This window comes from Paracoccus sp. MKU1 (assembly GCF_001447385.1).
In the GTDB taxonomy this organism is placed as follows: Bacteria; Pseudomonadota; Alphaproteobacteria; order Rhodobacterales; family Rhodobacteraceae; genus Paracoccus.
Window position 1 is genome coordinate 1 of the sequence record NZ_LLWQ01000184.1, and the last position, 21,401, is coordinate 21,401.

General features: G+C 67.2%; 18 protein-coding genes and 1 pseudogene. 9 read left to right on the top strand and 10 right to left on the bottom strand.

What is annotated here, in order from left to right:
* Nucleotides 1-278: 278 nt before the first annotated feature.
* The 6 genes from AQY21_RS14875 to rfbC form a co-directional block, all read right to left on the bottom strand.
* The gene (locus AQY21_RS14875; protein ID WP_238986795.1) at nt 279-1,106 is read right to left on the bottom strand and encodes a glycosyltransferase; all 828 of its coding nucleotides are present in this window, start codon (nt 1,104-1,106) and stop codon (nt 279-281) included.
* Complete coding sequence (locus AQY21_RS29830) at nt 1,082-1,345, bottom strand: glycosyltransferase (RefSeq protein ID WP_238986796.1); 264 nt, start codon at nt 1,343-1,345, stop codon at nt 1,082-1,084. Before AQY21_RS29830 ends, AQY21_RS14875 begins: the two co-directional genes overlap by 25 nt.
* A gap of 232 nt (nt 1,346-1,577) precedes the next feature.
* Nucleotides 1,578-2,480, bottom strand: a complete 903-nt coding sequence (rfbA, locus tag AQY21_RS14880; RefSeq protein ID WP_058098409.1) for a glucose-1-phosphate thymidylyltransferase RfbA — start codon at nt 2,478-2,480, stop codon at nt 1,578-1,580.
* Nucleotides 2,477-3,328 (bottom strand): dTDP-4-dehydrorhamnose reductase, encoded by an 852-nt coding sequence (gene rfbD, locus AQY21_RS14885; RefSeq protein WP_058098410.1) that lies wholly within the window; start codon nt 3,326-3,328, stop codon nt 2,477-2,479. Before rfbD ends, rfbA begins: the two co-directional genes overlap by 4 nt.
* On the bottom strand, nt 3,325-4,362 hold the full coding sequence (gene rfbB / locus AQY21_RS14890) for a dTDP-glucose 4,6-dehydratase (protein WP_058098411.1): 1,038 nt from the start codon (nt 4,360-4,362) through the stop codon (nt 3,325-3,327). Before rfbB ends, rfbD begins: the two co-directional genes overlap by 4 nt.
* On the bottom strand, nt 4,359-4,940 hold the full coding sequence (gene rfbC, locus AQY21_RS14895; RefSeq protein WP_058098412.1) for a dTDP-4-dehydrorhamnose 3,5-epimerase: 582 nt from the start codon (nt 4,938-4,940) through the stop codon (nt 4,359-4,361). Before rfbC ends, rfbB begins: the two co-directional genes overlap by 4 nt.
* Before the next feature lie 202 nt (nt 4,941-5,142).
* On the opposite strand from rfbC, the gene AQY21_RS14900 reads away from it, so the two are divergent.
* On the top strand, nt 5,143-8,340 hold the full coding sequence (locus tag AQY21_RS14900) for a calcium-binding protein (RefSeq protein WP_058098413.1): 3,198 nt from the start codon (nt 5,143-5,145) through the stop codon (nt 8,338-8,340).
* A gap of 276 nt (nt 8,341-8,616) precedes the next feature.
* On the opposite strand, the gene AQY21_RS14905 is transcribed toward AQY21_RS14900, so the two are convergent.
* Nucleotides 8,617-10,704: a TonB-dependent siderophore receptor gene (locus AQY21_RS14905; RefSeq protein ID WP_058098414.1), complete on the bottom strand. Its 2,088-nt coding sequence runs from the start codon at nt 10,702-10,704 to the stop codon at nt 8,617-8,619.
* 209 nt (nt 10,705-10,913) lie between these two features.
* Between AQY21_RS14905 and AQY21_RS14910 the strand changes: the two genes are divergently transcribed.
* The 5 genes from AQY21_RS14910 (at nt 10,914) to AQY21_RS14930 (ending at nt 14,818) form a co-directional block, all read left to right on the top strand.
* The gene (locus tag AQY21_RS14910) at nt 10,914-11,429 is read left to right on the top strand and encodes a DUF2478 domain-containing protein (protein ID WP_058098424.1); all 516 of its coding nucleotides are present in this window, start codon (nt 10,914-10,916) and stop codon (nt 11,427-11,429) included.
* A gap of 147 nt (nt 11,430-11,576) precedes the next feature.
* Nucleotides 11,577-12,038, top strand: a complete 462-nt coding sequence (locus tag AQY21_RS14915; RefSeq protein ID WP_058098415.1) for an SAM-dependent methyltransferase — start codon at nt 11,577-11,579, stop codon at nt 12,036-12,038.
* On the top strand, nt 12,035-13,066 hold the full coding sequence (locus AQY21_RS14920) for an ABC transporter substrate-binding protein (protein WP_058098416.1): 1,032 nt from the start codon (nt 12,035-12,037) through the stop codon (nt 13,064-13,066). The genes AQY21_RS14915 and AQY21_RS14920 overlap by 4 nt, the downstream gene beginning before the upstream one ends.
* On the top strand, nt 13,059-14,051 hold the full coding sequence (locus tag AQY21_RS14925) for an iron ABC transporter permease (protein WP_238986797.1): 993 nt from the start codon (nt 13,059-13,061) through the stop codon (nt 14,049-14,051). The genes AQY21_RS14920 and AQY21_RS14925 overlap by 8 nt, the downstream gene beginning before the upstream one ends.
* Nucleotides 14,039-14,818, top strand: coding sequence for an ABC transporter ATP-binding protein (locus AQY21_RS14930; RefSeq protein ID WP_058098417.1), 780 nt, complete (start codon nt 14,039-14,041; stop codon nt 14,816-14,818). The genes AQY21_RS14925 and AQY21_RS14930 overlap by 13 nt, the downstream gene beginning before the upstream one ends.
* A 34-nt stretch (nt 14,819-14,852) precedes the next feature.
* On the opposite strand, the gene ptsP is transcribed toward AQY21_RS14930, so the two are convergent.
* Complete coding sequence (gene ptsP, locus AQY21_RS14935; RefSeq protein WP_058098418.1) at nt 14,853-17,096, bottom strand: phosphoenolpyruvate--protein phosphotransferase; 2,244 nt, start codon at nt 17,094-17,096, stop codon at nt 14,853-14,855.
* A gap of 31 nt (nt 17,097-17,127) precedes the next feature.
* Entirely contained in the window at nt 17,128-18,384 is a 1,257-nt protein-coding gene (locus AQY21_RS14940; RefSeq protein ID WP_058098419.1) for an aspartate kinase, read from the bottom strand.
* A gap of 171 nt (nt 18,385-18,555) precedes the next feature.
* Here AQY21_RS14940 and AQY21_RS14945 point away from each other — a divergent pair, with 171 nt between their 5' ends.
* The 3 genes and pseudogenes from AQY21_RS14945 (at nt 18,556) to AQY21_RS27940 (ending at nt 20,201) form a co-directional block, all read left to right on the top strand.
* On the top strand, nt 18,556-18,765 hold the full coding sequence (locus AQY21_RS14945) for a hypothetical protein (RefSeq protein WP_058098420.1): 210 nt from the start codon (nt 18,556-18,558) through the stop codon (nt 18,763-18,765).
* 27 nt (nt 18,766-18,792) lie between these two features.
* Nucleotides 18,793-19,203 (top strand): transposase, encoded by a 411-nt coding sequence (locus tag AQY21_RS14950; RefSeq protein ID WP_058098421.1) that lies wholly within the window; start codon nt 18,793-18,795, stop codon nt 19,201-19,203.
* A 232-nt stretch (nt 19,204-19,435) separates the two neighbouring features.
* Nucleotides 19,436-20,201, top strand: a pseudogene (locus AQY21_RS27940) (IS5 family transposase).
* A 200-nt stretch (nt 20,202-20,401) separates the two neighbouring features.
* On the opposite strand, the gene AQY21_RS14965 reads toward AQY21_RS27940, so the two are convergent.
* Nucleotides 20,402-21,401: transposase (locus AQY21_RS14965; RefSeq protein WP_161906028.1), on the bottom strand; the 1,000-nt coding region annotated here is incomplete at its 5' end.

The following is a 21,401-nucleotide window of genomic DNA, read 5'->3' on the forward strand; positions in this document are numbered from 1 at the left end:
CGACTGCGACTGCGACTGCGACTGCGACTGCGACTGCGACTGCGACTGCGACTGCGACTGCGACTGCGACTGCGACTGCGACTGCGACTGCGACTGCGACTGCGACTGCGACTGCGACTGCGACTGCGACTGCGACTGCGACTGCGACTGCGACTGCGACTGAACACAAGCCGATCCCGGAGCGGGCATCAAGCCGCCGCGCTGATCTGGGCACCCTGATCCTCGTTGCTGGATCGTCAGCGGATAGGCCGCGCAAGGGGCCGGAGATGAGCAACGCCTCAGCGGTCGCCACCAGCGGGCCGGCCAGTCCCGGCGCCATTGGTGCCGCCAAGGGCACCATCGGCTCCGACAGCAGCACCGTCGGAGCCATTGGCCCAGGCCATGATTTCGGCATGGCTGCGGTCGAGATGGCCATGAAAGGCGTCCCTGACCGCCAGACGGATCAGCCGGCGGCATATGCGCCGCTCATCGGCGGGCAGCAGGCGGCCCTTGCTCAGCCATTTCGGCAGCATCAGCGCCATCAGCGGCGGGAAAAACAGCCGGCCGGCAACGCGACGATAGACGAACCAGGCGTTGCGATGCAGGTAATACACCTTCCAGAGCGGCCGGGGCATCGCCCCTGCCGTCTGCGTCTCGCAATCGTGCTCGAACTCCAGGTCCGGGGCGAAAAGCAGCCGCCCGCCCGCCTGGGTCAGCCCCAGCGAATAAAGCACGTCATCGCCATAGATGAACAGCCGCCCGTCGGGATAGCCGGCACGGGCCACGCCGTCGCGGGACACGAAGAAGCCGACGAAGGACGTGCCGTCCAGCGGCCGGGGGGCTTGGACATCATAGGCGCTGTCGGGGATGTGGAATGCCGCGCGGCCGCCGCCCGCCAGCACCCGCAGAAAAACCGACAGCCTGCCGAAAGGATTGACCCAGGGCCGATTCATCTCGCAGATCCGGCCGCCGGGAAAGCGCACCGCCGCCGCCAGCGCCTCGGCACCGGGCCAATGACCCGCCGCCAATCCCTGCCGGAAGCGCGTGATCGTGCCGGTGCTCGGGCGGGCATCGTCATCCATCAGCACCAGCCAGTCGGGATTCAGGCGCAAGCGAGCCTCGCGCATGCCGACCTCGAATCCCAGCGCACCGCCGCCATTGCCGGGCATTTCGATGACGACAAGCCGCGGATCGCCTGCCCGGCCAGCCAGTCGCGTGTGCCGTCGGTCGAGCCGTTTTCGACCACCACGACGTGATCGAGCGGCTCGGACAGCAGGCGGGCCAGCGTCTTCTTCAGGTGCCGCAGCCGGTTGAAGGTGACGACGACGGCTGCGACGACCGGAGAGGAAGGATCAGGCTGGCTCAAGAGGCGCTCATGGGGTTGGCTTGCGGAATGGGCGAAACCGGGATTCTTGCGGAGCACTCCTTAGCAGGGCGCGCGCTGGGGATAAAGCAGCACCGCCGGCTTGCCCGGGCCACGCGGCTGCGATCCCCGGCGAGCCGGCGAAGATCTGCCCGGCGGAGGATCGCCGGCCACGATCCGGCAGGCGGCGAAACTTGCCTGCGATGCGGATTGCACACCCTGCCGGAGAGTGCGGCTAGTCCGCCTCGCCCAACAGGCGCATCAGATAGCGGCCATAGGCGTTTTTCGAGAATAGCCCCGCCCTTGCCCGCAGATCGTCGGCGGAAATCCAGCCGGCCTGGAAGGCGATCTCCTCGGGGCAGCCGGTTTGCAGGCCCTGCCGGTTTTCCAGCGTCCGCACGAAATTTCCGGCATCCAGCAGGCTCGCATGCGTGCCGGTATCCAGCCAGGCGAAACCGCGGCCCATCTTTTCGACGCTCAGCTGGCCCTCGTGCAGATAGCTTTCCAGCAGCGTGGTGATCTCCAGCTCGCCCCGGGCCGAGGGCCGAACCTCGGCCGCCCGGCGTGGCGCCGTCCCGTCCAGGAAGTAAAGCCCAGTGACCGCAAAATTCGACGGCGGCTGGGCTGGCTTTTCGATGATGGCCCGCGCCCGGCCCGCCTGGTCGAAATCGACGACGCCGTAGCGCTCCGGATCGGAAACCTGGTATCCGAACACGGTGCCGCCGGTTTCCCGGCGATCGGCGGCATCGAGCAGCAGCGGCAGGCCATGGCCGAAAAAGATGTTGTCGCCCAGAACCATGGCCGAGGCGCTGCCTGCCAGGAAATCCTCGGCCAGCAGATAGGCCTGCGCCAGCCCGTCGGGCGAGGGCTGCACCAGATAGTCGAAGCTGAGCCCCCATTGGCTGCCATCGCCCAGCAGGCGGCGGAACTGGTCCTGATCCTCGGGCGTGGTGATGATGGCGATCTCGCGGATGCCGGACAGCATCAGCACGGTGATCGGGTAATAGATCATCGGCTTGTCATAGATCGGCAGCAGCTGTTTCGACACGCCCATGGTGATCGGATAGAGCCGGGTGCCCGAACCGCCGGCCAGGATGATGCCCTTGCGGCGGCTGGCGGAATTTTCGGATTGGGTCATGGTTTCAGCTCCTGCAAGACCTTGGCGAGACCGGCGCGCCAGTCGGGGCGACTGATGCCGAAATCCCGCAGAATGGCGGCGCAGTTCAGGCGCGAATTGGCCGGGCGCCGGGCGGGGGCGGGATAATCCGCCGTTGAAATCTCGGTGACGCGGCAGGCCAGCCCCGCCTGCGCCACGATCTCGCGCGCGAAACCGGCCCAGCTGGTATCGGGACCGCCCGCGAAATGATAGATGCCGCCGCGGCCGGCATCGGCCTGCATGGCGCCCAGCATGGCGAGGCAGGCGGCGGCGATGTCGGCCGCCGGGGTCGGGCCGCCCTGCTGGTCGGCGACGACGCGCAACTCGTCGCGCTCGGCGCCCAGCCGCAGCATAGTCCGGACGAAATTCGCGCCATGGGCCGAAAACACCCAGGAGGTGCGCAGCACCGCCCATTGCCCGCCTGCCGCGGCGATACCCTGCTCTCCGGCCAGCTTGGTCGCGCCATAGACGCCCAGCGGGCCGGTCGGGTCGGACTCGGCCCAGGGCCGCTCACCCGAGCCGTCGAAGACGTAATCGGTCGAAATATGCAGGAAAGGCACGCCGATCTCCGTCGCGGCCCGGGCCATGGCGGCGGGGGCCTCGGCATTGATGGCGCGGGCCAGCTCGGGTTCGGATTCGGCACGGTCGACGGCCGTATAGGCCGCGGCATTCAGCACCGCTGTGCAATCGGCTGCGCGGATCGCCGCGGCGCAGGCGGCGGGATCGGTCAGCTCGGCCTGATCGCGGCCCAGGAAGCGCGCCCCGGGGGCCAGCCGCGCCAGCTCGGTCGCCACCTGCCCGGTGCGGCCAAAGACCAGCAGGCCCTTCATGCCGTGCCGAGCCTTTCGCCGACGCCCTGTCGGGTCAGCAGCGGCCGCCACCAGCCCTCGTTGGCCAGATACCATTCGACGGTGCGCCTCAGCCCCTCCTCGACCGTGACCGAGGGGCGCCAGCCCAACTCGCTGCGGATGCGGGTCGGGTCGATGGCATAGCGTCGGTCGTGGCCGGGGCGGTCAGTGACGAAGGTGATCAGCCGGTCATGCGGCGCGGCATCCGGGCGCAGCCGGTCCATATGCGCGCAGATGCTGCGCACCAGGTCGATGTTTCGCGCCTCGTTCTCGCCGCCGATATTGTAGCTGCGGCCGATGCGGCCCTTTTCCAGCACCAGCAGCAACGCGTCGGCGTGATCCTCGACATAGAGCCAGTCGCGGACATTGCCGCCGTCGCCATAGACCGGGATCGGCCGGCCGTGCAGCGCGTTCAGGATCACCACCGGCACCAGCTTTTCCGGGAAGTGGAAAGGCCCGTAATTGTTCGAGCAATTGGTCAGCACCATCGGCAGGCCATAGGTCTCGTGCCACGCGCGGACCAGATGGTCCGAGGCCGCCTTGGACGCCGAATAGGGGCTGCGCGGGTCATAGGGCGTGTCCTCGGTGAACTGGCCGGTCTCGCCCAGCGAGCCGAAGACCTCGTCGGTCGAGATATGGTGGAACCGGAACCGCTCGGGCCGGTCCTGCGCGGTCCAGTAGGCCCGCGCCGCCTCGAGCAGGTTGTAGGTGCCGGTCACGTTGGTCTCGATGAAGGCGCCCGGTCCGTCGATCGAACGGTCCACATGGCTTTCGGCGGCCAAGTGCATGATGGCGTCGGGCTGATGCGCGGCCAGCACCCGATCCAGCGCGGCACGGTCGCGAATATCCGCCTGTTCGAAGGCATAGAGCGGGCTTCCGGCGACCGAGGCCACATTCTCCAGATTGGCGGCATAGGTCAGCGAATCGAGATTCACCACCCGATGCCCCCGCGCCACCGCCAGCCGCACCACGGCCGAACCGATGAACCCCGCGCCCCCGGTCACCACAATCTTCATAATCTTGCCTCGTAATCAAAAGGCCCTTCATAGGTGAAAGGGCTATCGAACTCATTCAATGCCGGGGCGCCCGCGTCCTTGGCCGACAGGATCGGCTGTCCGGCAACACCCCAGTCGATGCCGATACTGTCCCAAGCCACCGCCCCGTCGCAATCCGGCGCGTAATAATCCGTACATTTATAAAGGATTTCCGTATCCGGCTCGCGCGTGACGAAACCATGCAGAAAGCCCGGCGGAATCCAGAGCTGCCGGCCGTTCTCGAAGGAAAGCTCGGCGCCGGTCCATCGCCCATAGGTCGGGCTGCCCTTGCGGATATCGACCGCCACGTCGAAAAGCCGCCCGCGCCCGCAGCGCACCAGCTTGCCCTGGGCATGCGGAGGGGCCTGGAAATGCAGCCCCCGCAAGGTGCCCCCCGCGGCGGATAACGAATGGTTATCCTGAACGAATTCCGGCAGATCGAGCCCCACCCCATGCAGGGTCTTTCGGCTCCAGCTTTCGCAAAAGAACCCGCGATCATCGCCAAACCGCCGCGGAACGAGGACCAGAACGCCCGGAAGCGAGGTCTTTTGGATCTGCATCTGTCACTACCAGATTTGCTTCACGCAGGAACGCGTATGGAGGAACTCCCGAATGCACGCAAGCCGCGCGGCGGCGCCAAACCTATGCCCGCGTAGATTAAAATGCACGGGGAATTATGCGTGACTTCGGGGGGCTGTTGGGCACCCTGTCGGGACACGATCCTGCCCCGCCACACCAGCCCCGCCACAAGCGAATCCCACAATGCGTTACCGTCACGTCGCCACCTATATCGGCCCACAGGCGCCCTTCGTGACCAATATCACGAATCTGCGGACATATGCGGGACCGGACGGCTATGCGCTTTACAGCATCACCCATGTCGGGGGCGGCATTGCCGCCTATCGCATCACTTCGGCTGACCGGCCGATCGAAATGATCGGCGCCCAGCCCCATGCCGCCTCGCTGGGCTATGCCGGCATTCCGAACGCCAGCATCGTCACGCTGGGCAACGAACCGGTGCTGTTCGGCACCGGGCTGCGCGACGCGCTCGGCGCCGGCATCCGGCTGGATGGCGAGGGCGGGTTTCGCGACAGCGCGCAACTGACCGGACCGGGCGCGCTGCCGGGCAACGTGATCCGGCTGGGCCAGTTCCAGACACCGCTGGGCAATTTCCTTTATTCGGCCCGGGACGGGCAAACCGCCTTCGACATCTGGCGGCTGGACGGCAACGGCGCGGTCAGTCATGTCACCCAGGCCATGCTGCCGCTTGGCTCGGGCAGCCAGGGCACCGAGATCGACGACATGCTGGTTGCCACGCTGGGCGACCACAGCTTCATCGTCTCGGCCTCGGCCACGGGCAATTATATCGCGGTGCAGATGATCCATGCCGACGGTTCGGTGGGCACGGCGCAGATGCTCTGGTCCTATCGCGGCCTTGGCATGGACCAGCCCAGCCACCTGGGCACGGTCACGGTCGGCGGCGTGACCTATCTGGTGGTCGCCGCGGCGCAAAGCTCGTCGCTGACCACCATGCGGCTGACCTATGAGGGCGAGCTTTTGCCGGTCGATCACGTCATCGACGAACGCAGCACGCGCTTTGCCGGCGCCACCGCGCTCGAGACCGTGACCATGGACGGCCGCGCCTTCGTCTTTGTCGGCGGTGGCGATGACGGCATCAGCGTCTTCACCGTGCTGCCCGAGGGCCGGCTGATGCATCTGGCCACGCTCGGCGATACCGACGACCGGGCGCTGGCCGATGTCTCGGCGCTTTCGGCGCTGGTGATCGACGGCAAGATCGCGCTTTTCGTCTCGTCCCGGACGGAAAGCGGCATCACCCAATTCGTGTTCGAGCCGGGCGGAATCGGCCTGACCCGGGTCGTCGGCGCAGGCTGGCAGTCCGGCACCGAGGGCAACGACATGATGCAGGCCAGCGCCGAGACGCGCGGCCTGGACGGCGGCGCGGGCGACGACATCCTGATCGCCGGCAGCAGCCCGGTGCAGATGACCGGCGGCGCGGGCGCGGATGTCTTCGTGCCGATGGAGGTCAACGGCAGGATCACCGTCACCGATTTCGAGCCGGGCGTGGACCGGCTGGACCTGTCCTTCCTGGGCATGATCCGCAGCACGGCGCAACTGGTGTTCAGTCCGCAAAGCTATGGAATCAAGATCTTTTACGGCAACTCGGTTATCTGGCTCATGACACGGGACAACTCGATGCTCCAGGCGAACGCCTTCGACAATTCGCTTTTCCCCATCGCCCATTACGCGCCGCCGAACATGCGCACGACGGTGGCCGGCACCCCGCGCAACGACACGCTGACCGCGGGGCGGAACGGCTCGGACGTCTTTGGCGAAGCCGGCAACGACCTGCTGCTGGGCGGGCCGGGCGACGACAATCTTGATGGCGCGCTCGGCAACGACACGCTGGAAGGGCGCGATGGCAACGACCGGCTTTATGGCGGTGACGGCAATGACCGGCTGTTCGGCGGCAATGGCAATGATCTGCTTCAGGGCGGCAACGGCAATGACAGCCTGGTCGGCGGCGCCGGAAACGATACATTGCGCGGCGATGGCGGCAACGACACCCTGGCCGGCCATGATGGCCACGATCAGCTCTTTGGCGGCGACGGCAACGACCTGCTTCACGGCGGCAACGGCAATGACAGCCTGGTCGGCGGCAACGGAAACGATACATTGCGCGGCGATGGCGGCAACGACACCCTGGCCGGCCATGATGGCCATGACCAGCTTTTCGGCGGCGACGGCAATGATCTGCTTCATGGCGGCAACGGCAATGACAGCCTGGTCGGCGGCGCCGGAAACGATACGCTGCGCGGCGATGGCGGAAACGACACCCTGGCCGGCCATGATGGCCATGACCAGCTTTTCGGCGGCGATGGCAACGACCTGCTTCAGGGCGGCAACGGCAATGACAGCCTGGTCGGCGGCRMCGGAAACGATACGCTGCGCGGCGATGGCGGAAACGACACCCTGGCCGGCCATGATGGCGATGACCTGCTTTTCGGCGGCCTTGGCAACGACCTGCTCTATGGCGGCAACGGCAATGACACGCTGCGAGGAGAGGACGGCGATGACCTGCTCCAGGGTGATGCGGGCGATGACCTCCTCGAAGGCGGTCGGGGCAACGACACCATCCTTGGCAGCGTTGGGTATGATCTGCTGCGGGGAGGCGACGGCGACGATGCGCTGAACGGCGGTGCCGGCAATGACACGCTTTACGGCGATGCGGGCAGGGATGTCCTCCATGGCGGCGACGGTCACGACCTGCTTTATGGCGGTCTCGGCGACGATCTGCTGGACGGGGGCACGGGCAATGACGAACTGTTTGGCGGCGACGGAAACGACACCCTGTTCGGCGGCGCGGGCCATGACAGCCTGTTCGGCGATGCCGGCAACGATCTACTCGGCGGCGGCGACGGCCATGACCTGATCCAGGGCGGCGACGGCAATGACACGCTGGACGGGGGGCCGGGCAATGATGAGCTCCTTGGCGGAGACGGCGACGACACCCTGTTCGGCGGCGCGGGCCATGACAGCCTGTTCGGCGATGCCGGCAACGATCTGCTCGGCGGCGGCGACGGCCATGACCTGATCCAGGGCGGCGACGGCAATGACACGCTGGCGGGTGGAAGCGGTTCCGACACGCTGGTTGGCGGGCTGGGGGCCGATGTCTTCGTCTTCTCGGCCGCCGAAGACCTGGACGGCAGCACCGACTTCATCCTGGACTTCCAGTCGGGAGAGGACAGGATCGACCTCTCGGGCCTAGAACTGACCTTCATCGGCAGCGATGGTTTCTCCGGGCCTGGACAAGTCCGTGTCGACTGGTCGCAGCCCGGGGCGCATCGGCTTCTGGTCGATCTGGACGGCGACGGCAGGGCCGAACTGACGATCAACCTGGGCGGGCTGGAGCAGTTGAACGCCTCTGATTTGCTGATGTGACTGGCCCAACCGCGCCACGACGGCGAGAGAGTCGCGGCTCTTGACGAACGCGTCATGTGCAGATCGAGGGGCGCCGTGCTGCGGCTTGCGGCGTCGCCACGCACCCTGTCGCCCAAGGACCTGCGCCAAGGCGAAGCAGGTCCGCTGCGACGCGGGCAGCCATGGCCAGCCGTCGCATGGCGACGAGATCCCCACCCAGCGTCCACAAATGGATTCCGCACAACGACGACAGGAACCGCGGCGCCAGGGCGTCGGCGGCCCCCGCCGCGGCAGGATTCAGAAGGTGACGCGGGTCGTCAGGTAGAAGTTGCGGCCCGGTTCGGGAAAACCCTCGACCAGCGCGTAGTTGCGATCAAACAGGTTGCGGACCCCGAAGACGATGCTGGCGCTGTCGGTCGCCCGCCAGTCGAAATCCAGATTGACCAGCGCGAAGCCGCCCATGCGGCTATAGGCGATCAGCGACGGATCGTCAGGCTGGATCGCGCTTTCCGACAGCCGGGAGCTCGAAACCTCGACCGAGGGCGAGACGGTGAGATTGTCCAGCGCCTGCCAGTCCAGCCGCAGGAAGGCCTCGTGGCGGGGCGTGTCGGTCGGGCGGTAATCGACGCGCACCGGATCGGTGATGCCGCGATGCAGATAGGCATAGTGCGCCACCAGCCCGATACGGGCGCCGATCTGCCAGTTCGCCGCGATCTCGAACCCCTTATAGGTGCCGTCGCCCACGTTCTGGCTCTGGCTGATCAGGTTGCCCTCCTCGTCGGTATCGACCGGCACCGACTGGATCATGTCGTCGACCTTGCTGTAGAACAGCGCGCCGCTGACGATGGCGGGGCCGATCTCGCCGCTATAGCCCAGTTCGAGATTCAGCGCGCGCTCGGATTTCAGGTCCGGGTTGGGGATCGCAGCGCCGAAGCGGGTGCTGTAGCGGTCGAAAAGCGTCGGGAAGCGCGTTCGCGAGGACAGGCTGGCGTGGAACGCGCCCCGGTCGGCAGGCTGCCAGATCGCGGCCAGCTGCCAGTTCACGGCGTCGGAGGAGCCGGTGGGCAGGCCATCGTCATCAGCGGTGCGGTCGGCCTTCAGCACCTCGGCCCGGTCGAAGCTCGCCCCGGCGATCACACTGAGGTCGGGGCGTGCCTGCCAGGTATTCTCAAGCGCCAGCGACCAGGTTTCCTCCTCGCTGCGCTCGGTCGGGTCGGACGGACCGCCAAGGTCGGGCTGGTTGTGCTGGATGCTGTCATGCCGGTCGCGGCGGTAATGCAGCGCGCCGCGCAAGGTGTTGCCGGCACCAAGCTCGGCCCCGGCCTCGAGGCTCAGCCCCCATGCGCGGTCCTTGTAGCGGCTGTCAAAGGCGCGGCGCTGGGTCTGGCTGCTGTGCGTGCTGTCGTCCCAGGACGACAAGAGATTGTCGAAATGGTTGTAATAGGCGCGGGTCTTCAGATAGCCGCCGCCCAGTTGGGTGTGCGAATAGAAGGCGAGGCTGTCCAGATCCCATTCCGGCCATGTCCAGTCCCGCTGCGCCCGGCCGTCGCCGGTGCCCGGAATGCCGCTGATCGGCTGATCGACATTATAGGGCGCCTTCTTCGCCCCGGCCTGCCGGGTATAGCTGAGGACATATTCGTCCGTCGCATTCGGCGTCCAGCCCGCCTTCAGGTTCAGGCGGCTATCCTCGGTATCCGAATTGTCGCGCAGCCCGGCGCCTTGCTGCGGGCGCGGCATATAGTCGCGCGACAGGTAGAAGCCGTCGCTGTCGCGCCGCAGATAGCTGCCTTGCAGCCAGAAATCCTGCTGCCGGGTCCCCATGGACAGGAAGCCCGAGCGGGCCGAGATGTCGCCGCGATTGCCGGCCTCGACGCCCAGACGCGCCTCGCCCTCGAAGGGTTCGGTCGGCTGGCGGGTGACGAGGTTGATCGCCCCGCCCATGCCGCCCGGCCCGTTCAGCACCGAGACATAGCCTTTTTGCACCTGGATCTGGGACAGGTCGGGTGTCAGGAAGCGGCCGTAGTCCAGCCGGTTGTCGGCAGGCAGATAGACACGGATGCCATCGATCGACAGCGGCACCTGAAAGCGGTCGAAACCGCGGACATAGACCAGCCGCTCGTTCCGGCTGCCGCCGGTATTGCCGATCGCCACCCCCGGCACGGTGCGTAGCGCATCGTCCAGCGTGGCGCGGTTCTGGCGCAGGATGTCTTCGGCGGCGACGGTCGAGGAGGTGCCGCCGCGGCTGCCGTCATCCTCGGCCTTGATGATGATCGTGCCCAGCACGAAGCTGTGGCCTTCTGCCGGCTGATCCTGCGCCACCGCCGCCATCGGCATCAGCCAGATCGCGGCCACCCCCAGCAGCCCGGCCCTTGTTTTTCCTCGCATATGTCCCTCCAGAAGCTTCCCCATTTGGCGTCGGGGGATTCGTTATATTTTCATAGACATAACGAAACTCGCGCGAATGCAAGCACTGGACCCCAACGCGAAGGCTTTCGACGGGGCCGGGAACGATTCCACCCCCTTGTCATTGGCCTACGATGTGCTTCATCATGCACATCGCCGGCAGCCTGCCGCATGGACCAAAGGGGATGAGCATGAATATCCGATATGTCTGCTCGCAGGATGAGCGCAGGACCGACGCGGTGCTGGCCGCGGTGGCCGAACGGGCGGCACGCGCCGGGATCGGGCTGGCGGGGACGGTGCAGCCGGTCGACCCGGGCTCAGCCCAGGAAAAATGCCATATCGTCCTTGCCCTGCTGCCGGATGGGGCGCGGCGCGACATCAGCTTTCCCCTGCAACCGGGCGTCACCGGCTGCCGGCTGGATGCGGGCGCGCTGGAACAGGCGGTGCTGGTCGTCCAGGAACGGTTGCCCGCAGCGCAGGGGCTGGTCGTCAACAAGTTCGGCAAGCAGGAGGCGACCGGACGCGGTCTCGTCGCCGCCATCGGCGAGGCCTGCGCGCGCGGGATTCCGGTTCTGGTCGGGGTCTCGCCCCCTTGGCGCGACGCTTTCCTGACCTTTGTGGACGGCCGCGCCCTGCCGCTGCCGGCCGATGAAGGGCCGGTCTTCGGCTGGCTGCAAGCCGCCTGTGCAAAGCCGGCGGCCGCCTGAACCCGATCCAGAGGTGACCGTCATGCAGTTCCGCGCCAGAAACGCCCTGCCCGGGACCCCGCCCGAGATCGATGCCGGAGCGGTAACGGCTGCCGACGTCTGCGCCCCGGCGGAGATCAAGGCATCCGGCGTGCCGGATCGGGGCCGATGACTGAATCCAGCGCCGACGCTCTGCGGCCGCATGAGCTGGCCGTGCCGACGCCGGGTCGCTTCGACGCGCAGCTCTGGTTCATCGGCCGCATCCACACGCCTTGGACCGGACGCGGCGAATGCCCGCGCCGTGGCGACCCGGACAACGGCCCCGACTGCCGGATCGAGCTTTTCGAGCCCTGGGCGCCGGGCCTTTCGGGCATCGCGAAACACGGCCGCCTGCAAATCCTTTACTGGATGCACCAGGCACGGCGCGATCTGGTGTTGCAGAACCCGAATTACGGCGACGGCGCGACGGGGACCTTCGCGCTGCGCTCGCCCGTCCGGCCCAATCCGGTGGCTTCGTCCGTGGTGCGGCTTTTGGCCGTGGACGGGCCGATGCTGACCGTGCGCGGGCTCGACTGCCTGGACGGCACGCCGCTGATCGACATCAAGGCCGAATTCGGAGCCGCGCCATGATACCGCTTTGCCGCCGCGCATTTGCCGGTGCCCTGCTGGCTGCGGCCCTCGCCCTGCCCCTGCCCGCCTTCGATGCGCGGACTGTCACCGACGCCACCGGGCGCGCGGTGCAGGTCCCCGCCGATCCGGCCCGGGTCTTTGCCGCCGGCCCCCCGGCTGCCGTGCTGCTTTATGCGCTGAAGCCCGAGGCGATGATCGGCTGGGTCAGCGCCCCCAGGCCCGAGGCGCTGCCCTTTCTGCGCCCCGAGATCGCCGGCCTACCCGAGCTTGGCCGCCTGACCGGCCGGGGCGACACGCTGAACCTCGAGGTCCTGCTGGCCTCCGCCCCGGATCTGATCGTCGATTACGGGACGGTCAACGACACCTATATCGACCTTGCCGCGCGCATCCAGGCTCAGGTGGACCTGCCCTATGCCCTGATCGACGGCCGTTTCGCCCATATGCCGCAGGGGATCCGCGAGATGGCCGGCATCCTTGGCGTGCCCCGCCGCGGCGAGGAACTGGCGGCCTATGCCGAAAAGACCCTCGCCGATCTGGACGCCCTGCTGGCCAGGATACCGGAACAGGACCGCCCGACCGTCTATCTGGCGCGCGGTCCCGAGGGGCTGGAGACCCCGGCAAGGGGCTCGATCAATGCCGAGATCATCGAGCGCGCCGGCGCCCGCAACGTGGCCGTGGCCGAGACCCGCGGCCTTGCCACCGTCTCGGCCGAACAGGTCCAGGCCTGGGCGCCCGAGGTCATCATCACCATCGACCGGGATTTCGCCGCCAATGTCGCCCGGATGCCGGAATGGCAGGGCATTCCGGCGGTGGCGAATGGCCGGGTCCATCTGGCGCCCGCGGCGCCCTTCGGCTTCATCGACGCGCCGCCCTCGGTCAACCGGCTGGCGGGGCTGATCTGGCTGTCGCATAAGCTATATCCGCAGGCCGCGACGGGCGACCTGCGGGCCGCGATCGCCGATTTCTACGAGCTCTTTTATGGCGTGCGCCCCGGCGCGGCGGCACTGACGGACCTGCTGGGTGAGTGATCGCAGCCTGACCGGCCTTCTGGCGCTGGGGCTGGTCGCGGCGATGCTGGCCGCGGCGGCGACCGGGCCTTTCGCCCTGTCGCCCGGCCGGATCCTGGCGGTCCTGGCCGGGGACAGGTCGGACCCGCAGGCGGTGACGGTGCTGTGGAACATCCGCCTGCCGCGCGTGCTGGCCGGGGCCATGGTCGGCGCGGCGCTGGCGGCGGCCGGGGCGGCCTATCAGACGACGTTCCGCAACCCGCTGGTCTCGCCGGATATCCTGGGCGTGTCGGCCGGGGCCGGTTTCGGCGCGGTGCTGGGCATCCTGATCGGGCTGCCGATCATGGCGATCCAGATTCTGGGCTTTGCCATGGGGCTGGCGACGGTGGGGCTGGTCCTTGGCCTGACCCTGGCCCTGCGCGGCGCCGGTCAGGTGCTGGTCCTGGTGTTGTGCGGCATCGCCATCGGGGCGCTGGCCGGGGCGGGCATTTCGCTGGTCAAGCTGCTGGCGGATCCCGAACAGCAGTTGCCCGCCATCACCTTCTGGCTGATGGGCAGCCTGGCCGGCGTAAAGCGCCCGGATCTGGCCGCCGCGCTGCCGGCGCTGCTGGTCGGAGCCGCGCCGCTGCTGGCCCTGCGCTGGCGGATCGGGATGCTGGCGATGGGCGACGACGAGGCCCGCGCCATGGGCATCGACGCGACGCGCCTGCGCCTGCTGGTCATCGTCTGCGCCACGCTGATGACGGCGGCGGCGGTGGCGCTGGCCGGGGTGATCGGCTGGATCGGGCTGATGGTGCCGCATATGGCGCGGCTGGTCACCGGGCCGCGCTTCGACCGGCTGCTGCCCGCTGCCATCCTGATCGGCGCCGGCTTCATGGTGCTGGTCGATACCGCCGCCCGCAGCATCGCCACGCTCGAGGTGCCGCTGGGCATCCTGACCGCGGTGCTTGGCGCCCCGGTCTTCGTCTGGCTGCTGGCGCGCGGGGCAAGGCCATGGAGCGAGTGACGCCGCTGATCGAGGCCCGCGGCCTTGCCGTCGGCCATCGCGGCCGGGCGCTGATCGCGGGCATCGACCTGCGCCTCGATGCCGGGCGGGTTCTGTGCCTTCTGGGCCCGAACGGCGCCGGCAAGACCACGCTGTTCCGCACGCTGCTGGGCCTGATCCCGCCCATCGCCGGCGAGATCGCGCTGGACGGTCAGCCGCTGGCCCGATTGACCCGCGCCCGCATCGCCCGCCATCTGGCACATGTGCCGCAGGCGCTGGTCACGCCCTTCGCCTTCAGCGCGCTCGACATCGTGCTGATGGGCGCGGCCGCGCAGCTCGGCCCCTTCGACCGGCCCGGCAGGCCCGAGACCGAACGGGCCATGGCGGCTCTGGACATGCTGGGCATCGCCGGTCTGGCGCATTCGGATGTGACGCGGCTGTCGGGCGGCCAGCGCCAGCTGGTGCTGATCGCCCGGGCGCTGGCGCAGGATGCCGGGGCCATCGTCATGGACGAGCCGACCGCTAGCCTCGATTTCGCCAACCGGATCAGGGTGGGCCGGGCGATCCGGGACCTGGCCGGTGCGGGCATCGGCGTGATCCTGTCCAGCCACGACCCCGACCAGGCCGCCGCGCTTGGCGATCATGCCTTGCTGATGAATCGCGATGGCGTGATCGCCTGCGGCGGCATCGAAAGCACCCTGACCGCCGAAAACCTGACCCGGCTTTACGGCATCGGGGTGCGGCGCGAGCAGGGCGCCGACGGGCATCTGCGCTTCTGCGGGCAGTAGCGGCCGGGCAGCCCATGCGCGGCCCGTCGATCCGTCACTGCCGCGCCAGCCATTCGGTGATGCAGCGCCGCAGGTTCGTCTCGCCCAGGGTGCGGGCATCGTCGATCACCCGCTTCAACTCGTTCAGGTCCACCCGCCGGATCAGGTGCTTGACCGGCCCGATCGAGGCCGGGCGCATCGACAGCCGCCGGAAGCCGAGCGCCGCAAGCGTCACCGCCTCGATCGGCCGGCCGGCATCCTCGCCGCAGAACGAGACCGGCACCCGCGCCTCGTCGCAGCGCCGCACGATCTGGTCGAGCAGGGTGATGAACGAGGTGTTCAGCGTGTCATAGCGCCGGCGCACGCGCTCGTTCTCGCGGTCGGCGGCAAAGAAGAACTGCTTCAGATCGTTGCCGCCCACCGAGATGAAGTCGCACATCTCGAAAAATTTCTTCGGCGCGAAGGCCAGCGAGGGCGTTTCCAGCATGGCGCCGACGCGGATGTCCGAGGGCATGGCATGGCCCAGCCGCTGCTCGCGCGCCAGCTGCTCCATCAACAGCTTGTGCGCCTCCTCGAACTCGCCCATCTCGGTGATGAAGGGGAACATGACATAGAGCGGCCGCCCCACGGCGGCGCGGATCAGCGCCTGCAACTGCATCCGCAAGACGCCGCGCTTGTCCAGGCCGACGCGGATCGCCCGCCAGCCCATGGCCGGGTTCGGCTCGTCCTGCGGCTTCATATAGGGCAGCACCTTGTCCGAACCGATGTCCAGCGTGCGGAACATCACCGGCTTGCCATGGGCATTGTCCAGCACATGAGCGTAAAGCGCCGCCAGCTCGCCCCGGCGCGGCACCTTGGTGCGGGTCAGGAACTGCAACTCGGTGCGGAACAGCCCCACCCCCTCGGCGCCCGAGCTTTCCAGGCTGGGCAGGTCGGCCATCAGCCCGGCATTCATGTAAAGCTGGACGGTGGTGCCGCATTTCGCGGTGGCGGGCAGGTCGCGCAGCCCGGCGTAACGCTTTTGCGCCTCGGCCTGCATGGCCATCTTGTCGCGGAAGGCCTTGGCGACGGTCTCCTCGGGGCGCAGATGCACCGTGCCCATATCGCCATCGACTAGGATCGGATCGCCGTTCAGCGCCTCGGAGGTGACGCGCTCGGCATGGATCACCAGCGGGATCGCCAGCGCCCGGGCGACGATGGCGGCATGGCTGCCGACCGAACCCTCCTCCAGAACCACGCCCTTGAGGCGCCGGCCATAGTCCAGCAATTCGGCCGGGCCGATGTTGCGGGCGACCAGGATCGGGTCGTCGGGCATCTCGGCGCCGGTGTCGCGGCCCTGCCCGGTCAGGATGCGCAACAGCCGGTTCGACAGATCGTCGAGATCGTGCAGCCGGTCGCGCAAATAGGGATCGGCAGCGCTTTCCAGCCGGGCGCGGGCCTGGCTCTGTTCCTTCTCGACCGCCGCCTCGGCGGACAGGCCCAGTTCGATCGCCTCCTCCATCCGACGCAACCAGCTGCGGGAATGGGCGAACATGCGATAGGTTTCCATGACCTCGGCCGAATCGCCCCCGCCCATATCGGTGGCGGCCAGCATGGAATCGACCGTGGTGCGCAGCATGGCCACGGCCTCGGTCAGCCGGGCCTTTTCCTTCTGCGGATCGTCGGCGACCGGGTTGGTGACCACCACCCGCGGCTCGTGCAGCCAGACGCGGCCCTCGGCGCAGCCCTCCTGCCCGGTGCCGCCGCGGAACATGACCGGAAAGCGGTGGTGCTGCGGCAGGCTGTCGGCCTGCGAGCCCAGAAAGGCGCCCAGCTCGGCCATCTCGGCCAGCACCATGGCGACGACCTCCAGGCCGTAGACCTCGTCCTCGCTAAACTGGCGGGCGTCGCGGGATTGCACCACCAGCACGCCGAGCTTCTCGCCCACGCGCTGGATCGGCACGCCGAGAAAGCTGGAATAGACCTCCTCGCCGGTCTCCGGCATGTAGCGGAAACCGGGCTCGGCGGGGGCGTTGGCGGTGTTCACATGCCGCCCGGTGCGGGCGACGCGACCGACCAGCCCCTCGCCCAGGCGCAGCCGGGTCTGGTGCACCGATTCGGGCCTCAGACCCTCGGTCGCGCACAGCTCAAGCGTGTCGGCATCGCGGAAAAGATAGATCGAGCAAACCTCGGTTCCCATCGAATCGGCGATGTGATGGGTGATCTGGTCCAGACGGTGTTGACCGCCCCCGGGGGCGGCCAAGGTTTCGCGCAGCCGCCGCAGCAGCTTGCGCGAGTCGCTGTCCTTGCGTTCGGGCATAATCCTCCCGCTTCAGCCTATCGGCCCGGATTCAGGGCTTTTCCAGTTCGAAGGCATCATGCAGCGCCTGAACCGCCAGTTCCATATACTTACGGTCGATCAGCACCGAAATCTTGATCTCGCTGGTGGAAATCACCTTGATGTTGATGTTTTCATCGGCCAGCGCCTTGAACATGCGCGCAGCGACGCCGGCATGGCTGCGCATGCCGATGCCCACGACCGAGACCTTGGCGACCTCGGTATCCACGACCAGATCGTCATAGGCGATATGGCCGGCGGCCTTGGCGTCCTCCATCGCCTTGCGGGCGCGGGCGACCTGGTTCACCGGGCAGGAAAAGGTCATGTCGGTCACAGAACCGGGGTGATCCTCGTAATCCTTTTCCGAGATGTTCTGCACGATCATGTCCACGTTCACGCCGGCCTCGGCCAGGGGCGCGAAGATCGCGGCCGAGATGCCGGGACGGTCCTCGACGGTGACCAGGGTGATCTTGGCCTCCTCGCGGGAATAGGCGACGCCGTTGACGACTTTCGATTCCATGATTTCATCCTCATCGCAGACCAGGGTGCCGCTGTTCTCGTCGGTTTCCTCGAACGAGGACAGCACCCGCAGGCGGACCTTGTAGCGCATCGCCAGCTCGACCGAGCGGGTCTGGAGCACCTTGGCGCCCAGGCTGGCCAGTTCCAACATCTCCTCGAAGGCGATCTTCTTCAACTTGCGCGCTTTCGAGGTGATGCGCGGATCGGTGGTATAGACCCCGTCCACATCGGTATAGATGTCGCAACGCTCGGCCCCGAAGGCGGCGGCGAAGGCGACGGCGGTGGTATCCGAACCGCCGCGGCCCAGCGTGGTGATGCGGTTGTCCGAGCCCAGCCCCTGGAAGCCCGCGACCACGGCAACCCGCATGCCCTCGGCGAATTTCTGGTCGATATTCTGACGCGGAATGCTGACGAAACGCGCCGCCGAATGCTGCGAGGTGGTGTTGATCGGCACCTGCCAGCCCTGCCAGCTGCGCGCGGGCACGCCCAGCTCCTGCAAGGTCAGCGCCATCAGCCCGGCGGTGACGTTCTCGCCCGAGGCGACGACGGCGTCGTATTCGCGCGCGTCGAACAGGGGCGAGGTCGCCTCGACCCAGCCGACCAGCTCGTTCGTCTTGCCCGACATGGCGCTGACGATGACGATCACGTCATAGCCACGCTCGACCTCGCGCTGAACCTTCAGCGCTGCGTTCTTGATGCGGTCCAGGTCGGCAACCGAGGTGCCGCCGAATTTCATCACCAGAAGCGGCATTCCCTTGCCCCCAGCATCACCAGTTTTCCGGGGCGCCTTCTAGGGGCCGGACGGGAAAAGAACAAGGGGCGGCAGGCATTTCCCGAGTTTTAACCTGCATTATTTTGCCGACCGCACCGCCGGGACGGCCGGGATCTTGATGCGGCGGGCCGGCGGTCGCAAAAGACGCTCATGAAAGTGACGCATGACGAATCCACCTTTACCCTTACCGGAACCATCTGGTCCGCCACCTATCCTCTGGAGGAACTGCCGAAATGGCTGGCCTTCTATCGCAGCCGCAAGGCGCGCTTTCCCAAGGCCGGCAGCAGCTATGACGCCACCATCGCCGCGCTGGAGCAGCTGGAGCGGCACCGCGCCGGCAGCGCCTGGACGGCGTCTTGATCTGAGGCTTCGCTTGTCGCGTGAGTTCTGCTTCCAGATCGAAACCGGAGGCGATCTTGCGGCAGGCGGACCCGAGCTGACGGGCAAGGGGAACGGCTCGCACCGCTGTTGCCCGGCAAGGCAGGTGATCGGGGCCGCAGTGGTGCCGGCAACCGGCTGTTCATCGGCGCGGTGCCGCGGCTGGCGCGTGGCGCCTCGCCCTGGCGCGACCTGCCGCTGGAGCCCGGGCATTGGAAAGCTGTCCACACCCGGTTCCGCCGCTGGTCCCGTGCGGGAGCTTGGGAGCGTCTTTTCAAAGAGTCGATCGCCGATCCCGGCTTCGAATGCGCGCTGATCGATCTGAGCGGGCGAACGCCATGCGTTCGAGTGAGCCTGCGCAATGTCTCGAAGGTCCATGCCGATGCCACCTCGCAAAAAGGGGGTGCCGCGGTGGGCTGACGACCAGGATCCCTGCCGCGGTCGATGCGCCCGGCATGCCGCTCCGGCTCACGATCACACCGGGCCATTGCGCCGACAGCCCGCAGGCCGAAGGGCGGATCGCGGGCCTTGCGGACGGGCATGTCATCGCCGATGCCGCCCATGACACCCAGGCTCTCGGTCACATACCCATAAACTGGATTCCCTTATGTGGCGCGCTGTGCTTCACTTTGCGCAGGCGAGGGAGGCTGTCATGGCGCGTTTTGACCTGACGGATTTCGAGTGGTCGGTGATCCAGCCGTTGCTTCCGACCAAGGTGTGCGGGGTGAAGCGGGTGGATGACCGGCGGGTGCTGAACGGCATTTTCTGGCGGCTGCGGACCGGGGCGCCCTGGGCGGATGTTCCAGCGCGCTACGGTCCTTACACGACCTGCGTGAACCGTTTCAACCGCTGGCGTCGGGCGGGGCACTGGGCGCGCATTCTGCAAGCCGTGTCAGCAGCTTACCAAGGCGATATCCAGATGATCGACGCGTCTTCGTTCCGGGTTCACCAGCATGTCGCCAACGGTCCAAAAAACATCTCCGATCCCGTTGCATGGGTCGCGCGCGCGGCGAGCTGACGATCAAGATCCATGCTCTGATGCTCTCGGTCGCCCGATCCGCCTGAAACTGACCGAGGGCCAGGCGCATGACGGCCGGTCCGCGGCGGATATGCTCGGGAGCATCGGCACCAGCCAGACCCTGCTGGCCGACCGGGGCTATGACAGCGATGGCCCGCATCGCAGCCTCGCCGCGCGCGGGGCCGGAACCTGCATCCGGCTGATGCCGACGCGAAAGCGCCGTCCGGCTTTCGATCCGATCCTCTATCAACAAAGAAACAGGATCGAGCGGTTCTTCAACAAGCTCAAACACTTCCGCGCCGTCTCAGCCCGCTATGACAAGCGCGACGACAACTTCATCCCCTCCGTCCAACTCGCAGCTCTGCGCATCTGGTTGCGGACATATGAGGCGGTGACCTAGGCGATTTCATCGCCGATGACCTGTCGGCCACCGCCCAGATCAAGCGCAACCGCAGCCGTGCCGGAAACAGGCCGCTCGACCGGACGCCCTACCAGGAGCGCCATCTGGTCGAGTGTTTCTTTAGCCGTCTCAGACGCTTCCGGCGGACCGGTTGTCAATCGGCCTGCAATATTGGGTCCGACTCACTTTGTGTGGTGTCGTCATGCTGAATGTTGGAGACGCGCAAGCAGCAGGTCGATGCCTGCGGCCCCATACATTTGCCGTTTCAGCATCTTCAGCCTGTTGATCTGTCCCTCGGTCTGWCCGTTTGACCATGGCTCGCGGAGCGCAGCCATCACCGCATCCAAGTCGGCAGTGAGGCCCCGGGCGAATGCGGCCATCTCGGATCCGCTGGCTTCTTCCAGCCAGCCTGCCATCGCGGCGGYGTCGCCGTTGCGGACCATCGTCGTGAAAGCATCAAGCAGCCGGCGTGCCTGCGACAAAGCCGGCAGGGCGTGCTCAACCTGGGTGACAAGAATACTGTCCGACCTGGAGAGATGATGGCGACCGGTTGTCATCATTCGTGCGATCTGCCGGCTTGGAGGGCATTTCCCTGATCCGGTCGGGATCGCCGCCTCGGCGCGGCGCTGGCGCGTTGCCCACTCCCCGACGACGCGGAGGCTCCCTTGGAAGCCGTCCGCGCACAGCCTGCGCCAGAGTTCCGCGCCATTCCGGCAACCGTCTTGCCAATACCTTTCCAGTGCCGGGAACCAGGGTGTCAGGCTGTTCTGCCGAAGGCGGAAAACGTCTTCACGTTCGCCGCGAAGCACGCGGCGGACGAGCCCGCGGCTGAGCCCGGTGATACGGACGATCCGCTTGATGGGCACGCCTTCCCGTCCCATGCGCCGGATCAGTGCGTTGGTCTGCTGGTGCCTCTGAAACCCTTGATATTGCAGCCGCTCTGCGGCGGTCAGGATGCCAGGGTCGAGTTCGGCATGATAGGCCACCTTGCGGATTTGCGACATCGCGCGGCGGACTGCGGACAGGAACGCATCGCTTGCGTTCTGGAGGAGATGCCAGCGGTCGGCGACCTCTATAGCGTCCGGAAGAGCTTGTGAGATTGCCCGGCCATACCCGCCATTCCGATCCCGCGCGACAATCTCGATCTGCGGATGACGTCGCAGCCAGGCGGCCACAGGCGCGGGCTCGCGATCCGGCAGG

Coding starts and splice junctions, on each gene's coding strand:
- rfbD (WP_058098410.1), bottom strand. CDS start 3,328: ATGAAGGGCCTGCTGGTCTTTGGCCGCACCGGGCAGGTGGCGACCGAG.
- rfbB (WP_058098411.1), bottom strand. CDS start 4,362: ATGAAGATTGTGGTGACCGGGGGCGCGGGGTTCATCGGTTCGGCCGTG.
- ptsP (WP_058098418.1), bottom strand. CDS start 17,096: ATGCCCGAACGCAAGGACAGCGACTCGCGCAAGCTGCTGCGGCGGCTG.
- AQY21_RS14945 (WP_058098420.1), top strand. CDS start 18,556: ATGAAAGTGACGCATGACGAATCCACCTTTACCCTTACCGGAACCATC.
- AQY21_RS14910 (WP_058098424.1), top strand. CDS start 10,914: ATGAATATCCGATATGTCTGCTCGCAGGATGAGCGCAGGACCGACGCG.
- AQY21_RS14905 (WP_058098414.1), bottom strand. CDS start 10,704: ATGCGAGGAAAAACAAGGGCCGGGCTGCTGGGGGTGGCCGCGATCTGG.
- AQY21_RS14920 (WP_058098416.1), top strand. CDS start 12,035: ATGATACCGCTTTGCCGCCGCGCATTTGCCGGTGCCCTGCTGGCTGCG.
- rfbC (WP_058098412.1), bottom strand. CDS start 4,940: ATGCAGATCCAAAAGACCTCGCTTCCGGGCGTTCTGGTCCTCGTTCCG.
- AQY21_RS14930 (WP_058098417.1), top strand. CDS start 14,039: ATGGAGCGAGTGACGCCGCTGATCGAGGCCCGCGGCCTTGCCGTCGGC.
- AQY21_RS14915 (WP_058098415.1), top strand. CDS start 11,577: ATGACTGAATCCAGCGCCGACGCTCTGCGGCCGCATGAGCTGGCCGTG.
- AQY21_RS14940 (WP_058098419.1), bottom strand. CDS start 18,384: ATGCCGCTTCTGGTGATGAAATTCGGCGGCACCTCGGTTGCCGACCTG.
- AQY21_RS14875 (WP_238986795.1), bottom strand. CDS start 1,106: ATGCGCGAGGCTCGCTTGCGCCTGAATCCCGACTGGCTGGTGCTGATG.
- rfbA (WP_058098409.1), bottom strand. CDS start 2,480: ATGACCCAATCCGAAAATTCCGCCAGCCGCCGCAAGGGCATCATCCTG.